Here is a 13883-nt window from a genome sequence, read left to right as displayed (position 1 = left end):
GCGTGCAGGATTATGCAACAGATCTCAGGCGAGTATGGAAGCGAGGAGAAAGACATGGTCGGTCCAAATGACAGGAGCCGTGCACATGCGCCGCTGCATCCGTTTTTTGTTGGATTGGGTGGCGCGTTGCTCATGGCCGCTCTATTCACCGACTATATGTACACGAGCAACTCGCTGATGCAGTGGGCCAACTTCTCTGTTTGGCTGATCACTGGGGGGCTCGTGCTGGCGCTTATCGCCACGATCTTCCTGGTCATTGACTTCGCGCTCGGGAGGGCCGGGCCGATCCGTTGGTTTGATTTTTGTTTGGTAGGGGCTGCCGCAGTTCTTTCGCTGGTCAACGTCTTCGTTCATACGCGAGACGGGTGGACTTCGGTTGTCCCGACCGGCATTGGCCTATCGATCATCGTTACGATGCTGCTGCTTGCCGCCGGTCTTCGCGGTTGGTGTGTTACCGCCGTCAAGACTGCGGGCTAGGGAGAAAGCGAATGATCGCGAATCGAGTTCGAGCGGTTGCGGGGCTGATGATTCTCACGCTGGTGTCCGCCTGCAGTGACCAAGGCGGCGATCCATCAAAACAATATGGATCGAATCCAGAGCTTCCCGAACCTCACCAGTATCTGGTGCCGCCCATGAGCGTACCGCAGGCGGTTGGCTGGAAGACCGAGGAAACGCCAACAGTTCCCGCCGGCATGCGCATCCAGGCGATGGCGACCGGACTGATGCATCCGCGCATCGTCTATCCATTGCCCAACGGCGATATCCTCGTCGTCGAAAGCAACGGTCCCGGTACCATGCCATTTCGCCCCAAGGATTACATCTCAGGAAAAGTTAAGGCGCGAGCCGGTGCGTCCGACAAGGGCGGCAATCGCATCACTTTGTTGCGTGACGCCAATGGCGACGGCGTTCCGGAGATGAAGGCTGTTCTGGTCGATCACCTGCACTCGCCATACGGCGTAGCGTGGGTGGCGGACACCTTGTACGTCGCCAACACCGACGCGATCATCGCCTTTCCGTTCACACCGGGACAGACGCAGATTACGGCGCCCGGCACAAAGCTTGCCGATTTGCCCGCAGGCCCGATCAACCACCACTGGACCAAGTCCATGGTGGCCAGCCCGGACGGGTCAAAGTTCTATGTCGGGGTCGGCTCTAACAGCAACATCGCCGAGAATGGGATAGACATCGAAGAAGGGCGTGCGGCCATCTACGAGGTCGATCGCCTGACGGGGGCCAAGCGCCTCTTCGCGACTGGAACGCGCAATCCGACGAACCTCGCCATCCAGCCTGGAACGGGGCAATTGTTCGCTGTCGTCAACGAGCGGGACGAGATCGGGCCGGATCTGGTTCCGGATTATCTATCGTCCATCAAGGACGGCGGTTTCTACGGCTGGCCCTATAGCTATTGGGGACAGCACTTGGATGAACGCGTCCATCCGCAGAATCCTGCGATGGTGGCGAAGGCGATCAAGCCGGATTACGGCCTCAGCTCCCATGTTGCGGCACTCGGCCTCGCATTCAGTCAAGGAGAAACGCTGTCACCGGCGTTCGCCGATGGCGCGTTTGTGGGCCAGCATGGCAGCTGGAACCGCGACCCGCTGAACGGCTACCAGGTGATCTTCGTTCCCTTCGTGAATGGACAGCCGAGCGGGATGCCGACCCCGGTGGTGACGAACTTCCTTGCACCGGATAAAAAAACGGTTCACGGGCGGCCGGTCGGCGTGGCGCTTGACCGGACCGGTGCTCTGGTCGTTGCTGACGATGTCGGGAATACGGTCTGGAGAGTGAGCGGCTCGGTCGGCCGAGAAAAGTTATCGACTAATCAGTAGACGCGTCGGGACTCCTCGCGATGGCGCGCGGAATTTTCCGCGGGCTGTAGTCAGTCCGAACATCACTGAATTGGCTGTTGAAGCAGTCATGCTCTGCTCGCGCTTCCTTTTCGATGGCTACGGATCGATCGTCGTGTCGGTGCTCCCGGGGGATCGCTTGTCTCCACCGGCGGTTGGAAGCCGCCAGCTATATCTGATCCCCATCACGCGAAGAAAAAAGCATAATGCCAACCCCACGGTCGTTACGGGGACTTGAGGAAGCTCTAGTGCATGCCCTATGACCACAGCTGCCGCGCCGGCCAGCGCCGCGACCGCATAAAGTTCTGCACGCAGCACGGTCGGGATTTCGGCCAGCAGCACGTCGCGAACCATACCGCCGCCGATCCCGGTCACCATGCCGAGCACTATCGCCATGACCGGGTTCAGTCCGTAGGCGAGCGCTTTGGACGCGCCTGCGACGGCAAAAAAAGCGAGTCCTGCGGCGTCGAATAGAGAGACCGGGTTCGACATCCGAACGACCAGGGGGGAGAAATAGAAAGTGACTACGCCGGCAAAGAGCGACACGGCGAGATAGCGCCAGTCATTGATGGCGCCGGGAGGAATCGCGCCGATCAGAACGTCTCGGGCGATGCCGCCCGCAGTAGCCGCCGCAAACGACAATACCAGAACGCCGAATAAATCCAGCTTTCGTGTGACGCCTGCCAATGCGCCGCTAAGCGCAAAGACGAAGGTACCAGTCAGATCGAGCACAAGCGGGAGTTGCTCCATAAGCGGGCTCTCAGGCGTTCAACCGAAAGGTAGATGCGCTTTCGGTAAATGGGACCCAATCGACTATCATATCTTACACCGTCAGCCATGCGCGGGTTGCCACGACCAGCGTTTCAACTCCCATTTGTAAGGTGGGATGGAGAACGGGTGCGAATTTTGGGCTGTGGTTCACCGGAAGTTCGTTGAGCCGGTTTGCCTCTTTCGCCTTCGTATAAGTCTCCGGATCAGTACCGCCGACAAACCAGAAAACCGAGGGAACGTGCCACCCCGATCCAAACGATCCGAAATCCTCGCTGGCCGGCGCCGGGCCGGTTTCCCGGACCCGGTCCGCTCCAAAATATCCCCGGAACGCGTCGACCACCCGCTTGCTTGCGTCTCGATTATTGACGTTGAGCGGATAGCTATCGAGCGTCGTGATCTCGGGCGGGCGGGGCGCGCCGGAAGCGGCCGCCTCGGCGTTGACGATCCGTTCGATTGCGGCCAGTACCCGTGTCCGGACGCCGGCATCGAACGTTCGGACATTAAGCTTGATGATGGCTTCGTCGGGAATGACATTCTCCTTGGTGCCTGCCTGCAAAACGCCAATCGTAACTACCGCCGCTTCAGCGGCCGCAAGCTCGCGCGACACTATAGTTTGAAGCCGCATGACCGTGGATGCGGCCATGATCACAGGATCAATACTTGCCTGCGGCATTGAGCCATGCGCGCCGCGTCCGAACAGGCGGATCTGCAGACTGTCCGCCGCGGACGTGATGGCGCCGGCGCGTCCGGCGACCGTACCCGAAGGACCCACCATGACATGCTGGCCGAGGATCACGTCGGGCTTTGGGAAACGCTTGAACAGACCGTCCTCGATCATGGCCTTTGCACCTTCCGCCGTCTCTTCTCCTGGCTGAAAGACCGCCATCAAAGTACCCTGCCAGGCTGATCGAGCGTCGGCGAGCAGCCTGGCTGCACCGGCGAGCCAGGCCACGTGCATGTCGTGGCCGCACATATGCGAAACAGGCACCGTCTGGCCTTCTCGATCTGTCGCTGTAACCTTACTGGCGTAGGGCAGGCCTGTCGTTTCCTGGATTGGCAACGCATCCATATCAGCGCGCAGCATGACAGTTGGGCCGTCGCCATTACGAAGCAGGCCAACCACACCGGTCTTGCCGACGCCCGTCGTAACTTCATAGCCGGCCGCGCGCAGGCGGTCCGCCGCGAGCTTTGCCGTTCGCGTCTCCTGCATCGACAATTCCGGGTGTGCATGCACATCCTTGTAGAACTCGGTCAAATCGGGGAGCAGGCCGTCAAGATTGCGTAAGACCGGGTCGGAAGAGTTCGCATTGTTCGTGTTCATCGACGCCTCCCTCGCATTCTCAAAGTCATGCAACCTTGCCCTCTTTTGGTCGAAGCACAAGCCGCTAGCGAGGAACGAAATCAAATTGCCGCGAGGTCATCCTGCGACAGTCGGCGCCGCTGGACTGGCGCGACCAAGTCCTCGCAAAGTGGCCCCAGGTGCTCAGTCCAAATCAAGCCTGGTAGCCTATTTCTCAACCTGATCGTCTATCTGTTGAAAGAGGTCCCCATTCGACGAGTCATCGAACACGATGGCGATGCTCACAAAACTCATTTATCGTTCTTTGCTGGTGCGGACGCACCAAGTCTCATCTGCGGACGCACCAAGTCTCATCTGCGGACGCACCAAGTCTCATCGCGCAATAATCCATTACGCGTAACCTTGGACGGCGTGGAATAAGCCTCCTCGTATCTGCCTTACATGCTGCGAGCGTCAATATCCGTGCTGATATCTCCCGGTCATGGGTGGTTCGACCTGACTACGGTGGCAGGAGCAGCGCCGGATACGCTTGCCGATTTCGGATGGATTTCGACGGTCGCGGTCATACCCACGACGAGCCGCACATCCGGCGGACATCTCCGATCACACTGTCTGTTGTCTGTCCGGCGGAGGAGATGGGTGCAACTTTTCCGGCTTCTTGTCGGCAAGCTTAGACCAGGAGCGGTAGTAAGCGACCGCCGTCATCAATGCGATGCCGACGACGCTCACAACAATCTGCATCCAGATAGCGCTCGAAACCTCAACCAGAATGACATGGGCTGCGACCGCGAGAAAGACGCCGATGCAGAACACCTCAAGAGATTGCTGGCCGCACTTGATCATAGGTTGCAGAATGGGCCATTGCAGGCCCGGCCAGTCGCGCGCCATAAACCGTGAGATGAAGAAGAATAGTACGATGAAATGGAGAAGGCGGTAAGGTGCAAGATTAGTCTTGTCGTTCGGGTTAAATGTATCGACGAGCCTTGCGGGCATCAGGTGGGCGACTTCCGGAAATCGACCGGCCATCGTCATGACCAGAGCAAAGACGAGATAGGCGCTACCTAGCACCAGTAGCGCTCGTGACCGAATTAACGGCCTCGACTCGATTGATCCCCCAAGTGCGAACCATCCGCCGAAGACGAAAAGAAGCTGCCAGCAAAATGGATTGAAGTACCAGTAACCGGTTGGGTAAGCGCGCAGATTCCAGTCAAAATAACGCGCTGCCAGATAAAGAAGAAAGGATAGTGCGAGCGCTAAGTTCGGCCGTCGCAACATCACCCACAATACAAGAGGGAAAATGACCATGAGGAGAATATATAGCGGCAGAACGTCCATGTTTACGGGCTTGAACGCAAGCATGAGGCCTTCATACAAGGTTCTGGCTGGATCATTCATAAATCCAGCAACGTTGAAGTCATTATTCAGGTTTGGATCGCCATAGCGGTGAGATAGATATCCGATTTCAGCGATATACATCACGAACAAGATGATGTGCGCGACGTAAATCTGCCAAGCACGCTTGATGAGACGGGTCCCACCTATGACGAAGCCTCGTTCAACGATCATTCGCCCGTAGACGAATGATGCCGTGTAGCCGGAGATGAAAACGAAAAGGTCGGCAGCGTCGCTGAATCCATAATTGCGTTGAGTGATCCAGTTGACCACGTTGTTCGGAATGTGGTCGAGAAAAATCGCCCAGTTGGCAAACCCGCGAAGCAGATCAAGGCGATAGTCTCGCCCTCTTGGCGGCAAAACGACCTCGATTGTCACAGTGTTGCTCCCTCTGCCTCATTTACGACGCGGCATTTACGGCCGGCCCCCCTTCGTTGGAAGCACGTGCCGATAGATAGCTGCGGTACTCGCCCTGGCCGCCAATATCAACGTCGCATCTTCCGACGCGCTGGATCGACCTTCCTCGGTGTTGAATCAAATTCTTCAATACCCAACGCCCATGATGTCGGAAGACAACGCGGCCCGGCTGCTGAAGCTGGAGCCGAAGTAACGAGGCGCCCCGTATGCGTCGTGGCGCAAAGATCAAGGCTCGGCAGCAACCGGACGGCGGGCTCTCTGTCACGCGGCGAATTGCATCTCGCTGTCCGTATTGATGCTCGCCGGCAACATCGAAGGGCGGTACCAATCACCCGAATACTGCGTTTTTCTGGATCATGAAGTTATCGAAGAATGCAGCAAGCTGGCCAAATCCGTCGAGCGGAAGAACGTCCGCGATATATTGGTCCGGTCGTACGACCACCATGCAGCCGGATCGGCGATCGATGCCGCGCATAGTAAAAATGTCGCCGCCCTTCACGTCCGAACAGAACATTTTCTCGTAGTCGTACAGTCCGTAACGCCCCCTCCGGGGCAATAGAAATGGTGGCATGGCTTCGATGGCAAGTTCGCGACGGTCCTGCTGGAACACCGCACGAACGTCGATCACGGAATCGATGTCCTGGCCCGCCGGGGTAAATTTCCGCACGGGAGAACTGGGGCTGTCCAGAAATTCGCACAAGGCTCGGATGCCGGAGTCGGAAGCGGCGGGGTCCTCGGTTCCGGCAAATGCAAAAATCCGCCATCGGCCATCGGCCTTGGCCACGTGACCCAGATGAAGTGGCTTGGCGTCTGCTAGGCGGATCACGGGTGCGGAATGAAAGCGCATGCCGATCACCAGCCCTTCCGCAAGATGCTGATGGGGCGGTTCGCCGGTGAGTATCGACGGACGATAATGTGCCGCGGTGCCTGCCGTATAGCGTCCGTGCCGGACAAAATATCGCTGGGTCTCGGCGGCATCGAATCCTTCGCTCGATCCAAGCAAGGCAGCCCATTCGCGGTCGAAGTCGATCAGTTCCTTCGCGACGGCCTGACGTTCCGCCGAGTAACTGTGCAGCAAGTCCGGTACGCACCGTTTGTTCAGCACCGACGCCAGTTTCCAACCGAGATTGAAAGCGTCCTGCATGGAAACGTTCATGCCCTGGCCCGCCTTCGGGCTGTGCGTATGGCAGGCATCCCCGGCAATGAACACGCGCGGCGAGCGCCGTGCGATTTCCTCGTCCGGCACGTCATCGAACTTGTCGCAGATGCGCTGGCCGATCTCGTATACCGACCACCACGCCACTTCCTTCACGTCCAACACGTATGGTTTGAAAATGCGCTGCGCTGCCGCTATCAGGTCCTCGGCCGTGATCTTGCGGTTCGAAACCCGCTCGCCAGCCTCGAGCTTTTCCATCTCGATATACAGCCGAACGAGATAGCCGCCCTCCCTCGGGATCACGAGTATGGTACCCTCGTTGGCGGACTGGATCAGCGACTTGCACCGGATATCGGGAAAGTCGGTAACGGCCAGCACATCCATCACACCCCAGGCATGGTTGGCCGAGTCCCCGTGTAGGGTGCGTCCGATCGACTTTCGCACGGTGCTGCGCGCGCCGTCGCAACCCACCACGTAGCGGGCTTTGACAGTTTCGATCTGCCCGGCATGCTCGAGCCTTGCCGTTACCGGATACGCATCAGCATCGTCGGCCGCGACCGAGGTATCGATCTGAAGATCGAGTAGCTGGCGCGCGTAATAAGGCTCCAGCGCTGCCGGGGATTTTTGCATCACGTCGAGATAGAAGTCATGGACGCGCGCCTGGTTCAGCACGACATGCGGGAACTCCGACAGCCCGTCCTCGGTGTCCTGCACGCGGCCACTGCGGGCAATGGTTGCTTGCCCGTTTTTCGCGGGCTTCCAGAAGGTTGTCTCGTTGATCCAGCAGGCTTCCCGCAGCACCCGCTCGCTGAAACCGAAGGCCTCGAACATTTCGACCGTGCGGCAAGCCACACCGTCGGCCTGGCCGAGAAGCAGCGGGCCTGCTTTTTGATCGACGATGCAGGTCATTATTTCGGGAAAGGCCGAGAGCTGGGCGGCCAATGTTAGTCCGGCAGGTCCGCAGCCAACAATGAGGACGTCCACTTTCTCCGGAAGAGTCCCGGAACTTCCGGAAGTGAGGTGCCGCTTTGCGGTATCCGAAATATCCGGGTCACCGGGTTCGAAACCATTGAAATGAAATTGCACGAAGCCTCCTATGTCGAACGCCGCCCGGCATCGGCTGGGCGCACCGGGGCTCGAGATGTCTCGTTATTTAGATCGACAAGCCGTGCCATCAGCTTGAGCAAGGTCTTGCGATCGGCTGGCTTGAGCGCCGCAAGCATTCGGGACTGGGCGCCGCTGACGGCCGGCTCGACACCGCGCAACTCGTCTGCTCCGGCGCGTGTCAAGTAGAGCAGCTTGATGCGCTTGTCGTCAGGGCCGGGTTTGCGCGCGAGGAGTCCTTTCGTCTCGAGTCGTTCGATGACACTGCCAAGCGTCGAACGGTCGAAGGCAATCAGCGCAGAGAGCCGCGTGGCATCAATCCCCGGATGCGCGCGAATTGCCACAAGCGCAGCATACTGCAGCGGCGTCATGTCGAACGCCTTGCACTCCTCCATGAAGATAGCGACGGCGATCTGCTGCATTCTGCGAAACAGATGGCCCGGCATGCCGTAGACATCGTCCAGTGACGTCAATGGATCCTTGACCGTCATCGCACTCTTGGTCCGGGCCTGCATCCACAAACGCCTTCATGTTTCTCAAGCTGCGGTGCGTTACCGCGGCAGGTATACGACAGATCGGATTCCAGGCTATCGGGACTGAAGCGTCGAAGGCCCCTCGATATCCAAGAGCATGATGACGCGATGACATGCCGCAGCGGAAAGCCGCGCGCCCTAACATCCTGCGGAATTACTCTGGTCGTCGTTCATCAACGATAATCGACAGTGTACAGTCTTTCAGTATACTGTCAATAAACTCGCTGCGTGAATCTGCAACGACGACCGCTTGTTCGCCTATACGCAATGGTTTTCCTGTGTTGGCGAGACGCCTTAACGGGTTTAGGTTTATTGTTGCGGTTCTCCGCCACCATCGTGCGCCATCGGGTCAGACGCTCCGGTTGGAGCGTGCCGTCAGACACCGCGGCGCGGACCGCGCAGCCGGTTCAATGGGCGTGAGTGCAATCGCGAAACTTGCAGAGCGGGGCGACTTTCGATGATTTCTGCGAACGACTCACCGATACCCGCTGCGGCATCGCTGACATGGCCGACGGCGATATCACCGGTGTTGGTATGGGTCGGAAGCAACAGGGTGATCCGCCCAATCCGGGATATCCCTGTGATGCGCGGCCGATGGACGGCGGCGATGCGTACTGGTAGGGCGCTCGCTTCATCGGGCAAAATCTGATTGCCAAAGAAATCAGACCATCCCAGACCTGCAAGTGATGATCTGGGCAACCCTTCTAAATGGCTTGTCACTGTGCCTTCCAGCGCCGCGCGCGGTGTCGTGAAGCGTTTGGATGACGCTGCCAGCCGAGTTCCGTTTCTGAGAGCGGCAGCTATTCGCGCAGAGCTGACGCCGAAATGCAAATTTGACCTATTGATCTGGCCGTATTTGACGTGGCGCCACGATCGTCGGGTCCAGCGACCTTCGTGGAAATCGCGGTTGCTATTGATCGTACTCACTTGAGTGCCGCGGCGCTTTGAGAAATGTTCTCTGCCAAGGTCTGAAGGCTGGGCAGGAAGGTTTTGAGCAACTCACGTCGATCGATGGCAGAGATGAAATAAGTCATGCCAACGGTCGCAAGCACCTTGTCTCCACTCATGATCGGGATGGCGATCGTCCCGGATGAGCGAGGGTCGACGGCGCGATCCCGCTCGGCATAGCCTTGCTTCCGGATTGCTCTGAGCATCGACAATGTCTGGGCGCGATCGCCGACGAGTTGATCTTCGTCATCCGTCGATCGTGAAAGAAGGTCCAGCAACATCGTGCGCTCCGCAGGGGGGCAGAAGGCGAGATAGGCTCGGCCCAATGCGCGGCGCAGCAGGCTGAGATGCATGTTGATCGTTCCGTGGAACGGCGACACCGGACTGTCCGCAATGGTGCTGAAGCGCACGACCACGGACGTGTGGTCGAGAACGCCGATCGCCAATGGCCATTGATGCTGGGCTGTAAAGGACAGCGCCCACGGTCGCGCGGCTTCGACCACTAGTGGGTCACCGTGAAAGCCGTTGCTCAGGGATTTGACGCGCGACGCCACCGTGTAGCCGCCTTGCCTGCGGTCATTGGCGACGTAGCCCATGGCGCAAAGCGATTTCATCAACCGCACGATGGTCGATTTCGGCAGGCCCGTCGCGAGATGAAGGATCTGGATCGAGGCGACGCGATGCCGGTTCAACTCCTCCAGCAGGATGAGAGTCCGTGCTGCCGCTTCGACCTTCAGTGAACGTGGGGCCATGCCAAGATTCCACTCTGCGGAACGCTGGCGAATAGGTATGGCAAATGGCCTGGCCGGTTGCAATATCCGCCCAACAGAATGCGCCGGTGTCCGTTCAGGCCACCGAAGCGCAGCCGTGTCGAGGGAGGAAGTGCCGTATCTTGCGGAGAGGTCTGGGCGTCAATGGCGTCATCGCGCCGGCTGCAGCCCCGCCATTCATCGGCAGATTGCCATTTTCCCAGAACCAGCATCCACTGAAGGGCAGCCATCATGGCCGAGAATTCCGTTTCATATCCTGACACTGTCGCGCTCCCGCCGCTCTCGCGTCCAAAGGAGGTCGAGGAGCTGCTGGTCGATGCGATCGATCTGCATTGTCACAGCGGGCCCGCCGCGATGCCGCGGATACTCGATCACCATGAGGAGATGCTGGACGCTGCCGCCGCGGGTTTTCGCGCGGTGCTGTACAAGGATCACTTCTATCCCGGAATGGCGCACGCGATCATTCTGGAAAAGCTGTTTCCGCAGCTCGGTGTACACCTGTATTCGGGCGTGGCGCTGAACAATGCGTCTGGTGGTATCAATCCCCATGCGGTCGATCATGCCATCAAGCTCGGTGGCAAGATCGTCTGGATGCCGACGTTGTCGGCGGCCAACCATATTAATGTCCAGGCCAGCGGTCAGGCCAAGACGTTCCCCAAGACAGCCCAGAAGATGCTGGATCCGGTCCCGCTCACGGCGCTCGACGCCAATGGCAAGCTCACCGATGACACCAAGAAGGTCATCGATCTGATCGCGGAGGCGAATATCATTCTGGCTGGCGGCCACCTCCACGTCTCGGAGCAGCACGTCCTGTTCGAGGAAGCCGTGAGCCGCGGCGTCAGGAAGATGATGGTCAATCATCCGACCTATGTGGTCGGCTTCGCCGACAGCGATATTCGCCAATTGGTCGCGCTCGGCGTGACGATGGAACATTCCATCTGCATGTTCGTCGAAGGCAAGTCGAAGAAGTTCAGTGCGGACGATCTGGCCCATCTCATCGAGGTCGCCGGCGTGGACCGCACCATTCTGTCGTCCGATCTGGGCCTGCTCGGTTCGCAGCGTCCGGTGGATGGTTTCCGCAGCGTCACGCAAATGCTGCTCGATCTGCAGATGCCGCATGCCTCGATCAAGAAACTGATCAGCGAGAACGCGGCGGCATTTCTCGATCTGCCGGCGAAGCGCGCCGCTCAATAGAATCCTGACCGACAAGAACGACCAGCTAAGGTCGGTAAATAAGATCGACGAGGGAACCATGAACGTGGATCGCGAAAGCGAAGAAGCTTTGATGAATCGCATCATGTGGCGGGTCATGCCGCTTGTGATGGCGATGATGATGCTGGCCGTGATCGACCGGTCGAATGTCGGCTACGCCAAACTGCAGATGGCCAACAGCCTGGGCATGTCCGAGACCGTGTACGGACTAGCGTCTTCGCTGTTCTTTATCGGTTATTCGTTCTTTGAAATCCCGAGCGCGCTGGCCGCGCACAAGTTCGGTGCGCGGCTCTGGTTTGCGCGCATCCTCCTGACATGGGGCATGCTGACGGTGCTGCTAGGTTTCAGCATGACCGGCTCGATGTTTGCGGCGGTACGCTTCCTGGTCGGCGTGGCCGAGGCGGGGGCGTATCCGGGCATCATCTTCTACCTCACCCTCTGGTTTCCCAAGCGCTACCGCGTGCAGGCCGTGGCGCTTCTCACCATCGGTAGTCCGCTCGGCAACATGTTCGGCTCGCTGTTTGGCGGCATCCTGCTGGATTTCGACGGCATGCTTGGCCTCGCCGGCTGGCAGTGGGTCTTCATTGCCACCGGTGCGCCTGCGGCTATCCTGTTCGTCCTGGTGATGCGCTATCTCCCCGATAATCCGCAGACGGCCGGTTTCCTGTCGTCCGAAGAGAAGTCGCGGCTGGCGGCCGCGCTCGGGCGCGATGAAATTGCCACCACCATGCATACCAGTCCGCTCCGCGTCCTGATCGACCCAAGGGTGTGGTGGTTTTCCTTCGTCTACACGCTGATCACGCTGTCGCTCTACGGAATCATCTATTGGTTGCCAACGGTCGTCAAAGGATTCGGCACAACCGGCACGCAGAACGGTGTGCTGAATGCACTGCCATGGGCTGTGGCTGCCGCGGTCCTTGTTTGGCTCCCCCGCCATCTGCGCGAGCACCGCACCGTCCTGATCGGCATGGCCGTGATCGCTTTGTGCGGAATGGGGGCGTTCTTCACCTCGACCCTGTTGACTGAGAACTGGATGCGCTATGTGGCGCTCGCGGTCGGCACGCCATGCGTCTCGCTGATGTTTCCATGCTTCTGGTATCTGCCGTCGCAGATCTTCAAGGGGGCGCATGCGGCAGCGGCGATTGCAGCCATCAGCACGATCGGCAGTCTCGGCGGCTTTGCTGCGCAGAATCTCATGCCGTGGGTCGCGGGATTGTCGGGCAGCGCGCTGGCTGCGATGTCGGTACCCGCGCTCAGCCTGGGTCTGCTGGCCGCCAGTGCATTCGCGATGTTGCTGACATGGCGCGTCCTGCCGAAGACGGATGGCGAGAGCGAGGTCACTGTTGCGGCTGCTGCTACTCGCCGGCAGGCCGTGTCATGACAGCGCTTCCGTCGGACATGCGGGCCGTGAGGATCGCCCGCTTTGGCGGTCCCGAGGTGCTTTCACTTGGCGAAGAGGCCTTGCCGAATTTAGCGCGCGGCGAAGTACTGGTGCGTGTGGTGGCGGCCGGCGTGAACCGGCCGGACATCCAGCAGCGCCGCGGACTCTATCCGCCGCCGCCCGGTGCGACGGAAATTCCCGGTCTCGATATCGCGGGCATTGTGGTCGCGACAGCGCCGGATGTGAACTGGCCGCGGGTCGGTAGTGCGGTCTGCGCCTTGGTCACAGGCGGCGGTTATGCGGAGTATTGCAGCGTGCCTGCCGTACAATGCATGTCGATCCCTCAGGGATACGACTTCGCGCAAGCGGCGGTGCTCCCCGAAGTGCTGTTCACCTGCTGGAACAACGTCATTCTTCTCGGCAAATTGGCGGAGGGTGAGAGCATCCTCGTGCAGGGCGGCACCAGCGGTGTCGGCATGGCGACCATCCAGATCGCAAAGCTGCTGCGATCCGCGCGTGTCTTTGCCACGGCCGGGTCGGAAACGAAGCGGCAGATCTGTCGCGATCTCGGCGCGGAGATCGCGCTCGACTATCGCTGCGATTGGGTCAAGCCCCTGGTGGAAGCGACCAAGGGGCAGGGCATCAATGTCATCCTCGACTCGCAGGCTGGTCCTTACACCAATCTGGAGCTCGAACTGCTCGCCTTCGATGGCCGCCTCGTCCTGATCGCGAGTCATCTCGGCGAACGCGCCGATATCAATGTTCGGCAGATCGTGCGCCGCCGGCTGACGCTGACCGGTTCGACGATCCGGCCGCGTCCACCCGAATACAAGGGCTGGATTGCCAAGGCCCTGATGCGCGAGGTTTGGCCACTGCTCGAGGATCGTCGGATGCGGCTCAGCATCTGCGCAGCGTTTCCGCTGGAGGACATGGCCAAGGCGCATGCCCTGATGGATGCCAATGAGCAGATCGGCAAGGTCGTGCTGATTGTCGATCCGGCCCTTGCCTATGTGGTGCCGGACGGTCGACCGAACTAGAGCGCGAAAGACGAC

11 protein-coding genes and 1 pseudogene are annotated in these 13883 nt (G+C 59.5%); 5 read left to right on the top strand and 7 right to left on the bottom strand.

The genetic code is table 11. The features are described 5' to 3' along the window. Nucleotides 1–54 precede the first annotated feature (54 nt). Both AC1RLZ_RS13730 and AC1RLZ_RS13725 read left to right on the top strand, forming a co-directional pair. Nucleotides 55–477, top strand: a complete 423-nt coding sequence (locus tag AC1RLZ_RS13730; RefSeq protein WP_493189081.1) for a DUF2231 domain-containing protein — start codon at nucleotides 55–57, stop codon at nucleotides 475–477. A gap of 11 nt (nucleotides 478–488) precedes the next feature. Further along, nucleotides 489–1829 carry a PQQ-dependent sugar dehydrogenase gene (locus tag AC1RLZ_RS13725; protein ID WP_493189080.1) on the top strand — a complete coding sequence of 447 codons (1341 nt, stop codon included), beginning with the start codon at nucleotides 489–491 and terminating at the stop codon, nucleotides 1827–1829. Nucleotides 1830–1946: 117 nt separating this feature from the next. Here the strand turns inward: AC1RLZ_RS13725 and AC1RLZ_RS13720 are convergent, their stop codons facing one another. From AC1RLZ_RS13720 to AC1RLZ_RS13690, 7 genes and pseudogenes are all read right to left on the bottom strand, one after another. After that, the gene (locus AC1RLZ_RS13720; RefSeq protein WP_493189079.1) at nucleotides 1947–2579 is read right to left on the bottom strand and encodes a trimeric intracellular cation channel family protein; all 633 of its coding nucleotides are present in this window, start codon (nucleotides 2577–2579) and stop codon (nucleotides 1947–1949) included. Between the two features lie 91 nt (nucleotides 2580–2670). Next, nucleotides 2671–3939 carry a M20 family metallopeptidase gene (locus AC1RLZ_RS13715; RefSeq protein WP_493189078.1) on the bottom strand — a complete coding sequence of 423 codons (1269 nt, stop codon included), beginning with the start codon at nucleotides 3937–3939 and terminating at the stop codon, nucleotides 2671–2673. Between the two features lie 582 nt (nucleotides 3940–4521). Then, entirely contained in the window at nucleotides 4522–5688 is a 1167-nt protein-coding gene (locus AC1RLZ_RS13710) for an OpgC domain-containing protein (RefSeq protein ID WP_493189077.1), read from the bottom strand. A 367-nt stretch (nucleotides 5689–6055) separates the two neighbouring features. After that, nucleotides 6056–7969, bottom strand: coding sequence for an FAD-binding monooxygenase (locus AC1RLZ_RS13705; protein ID WP_493189076.1), 1914 nt, complete (start codon nucleotides 7967–7969; stop codon nucleotides 6056–6058). A gap of 8 nt (nucleotides 7970–7977) precedes the next feature. Further along, nucleotides 7978–8478, bottom strand: coding sequence for a MarR family winged helix-turn-helix transcriptional regulator (locus tag AC1RLZ_RS13700; protein WP_493189075.1), 501 nt, complete (start codon nucleotides 8476–8478; stop codon nucleotides 7978–7980). Between the two features lie 254 nt (nucleotides 8479–8732). Then, a pseudogene (locus tag AC1RLZ_RS13695) lies at nucleotides 8733–9024 on the bottom strand (hypothetical protein); the annotation flags it as partial. Nucleotides 9025–9443: 419 nt separating this feature from the next. After that, nucleotides 9444–10220 (bottom strand): DNA-binding transcriptional regulator, encoded by a 777-nt coding sequence (locus AC1RLZ_RS13690; RefSeq protein WP_493189074.1) that lies wholly within the window; start codon nucleotides 10218–10220, stop codon nucleotides 9444–9446. Between the two features lie 249 nt (nucleotides 10221–10469). Between AC1RLZ_RS13690 and AC1RLZ_RS13685 the strand changes: the two genes are divergently transcribed. The 3 genes from AC1RLZ_RS13685 to AC1RLZ_RS13675 are packed head-to-tail and all read left to right on the top strand — an operon-like array spanning nucleotide 10470 to nucleotide 13868. Further along, nucleotides 10470–11432 (top strand): DUF6282 family protein, encoded by a 963-nt coding sequence (locus AC1RLZ_RS13685; RefSeq protein ID WP_493189073.1) that lies wholly within the window; start codon nucleotides 10470–10472, stop codon nucleotides 11430–11432. 58 nt (nucleotides 11433–11490) lie between these two features. Beyond that, the gene (locus AC1RLZ_RS13680; RefSeq protein ID WP_493189072.1) at nucleotides 11491–12831 is read left to right on the top strand and encodes an MFS transporter; all 1341 of its coding nucleotides are present in this window, start codon (nucleotides 11491–11493) and stop codon (nucleotides 12829–12831) included. After that, nucleotides 12828–13868 carry an NAD(P)H-quinone oxidoreductase gene (locus tag AC1RLZ_RS13675; protein ID WP_493189071.1) on the top strand — a complete coding sequence of 347 codons (1041 nt, stop codon included), beginning with the start codon at nucleotides 12828–12830 and terminating at the stop codon, nucleotides 13866–13868. The genes AC1RLZ_RS13680 and AC1RLZ_RS13675 overlap by 4 nt, the downstream gene beginning before the upstream one ends. The last annotated feature ends 15 nt before the right edge of the window (nucleotides 13869–13883 follow it).

It is taken from the genome of Tardiphaga sp. GW822-FHT04G09, from assembly GCF_058800725.1.
The sequence above is the reverse complement of the archived record's forward strand: the minus strand, read 5'-3'. Positions and strand labels throughout refer to the sequence as shown.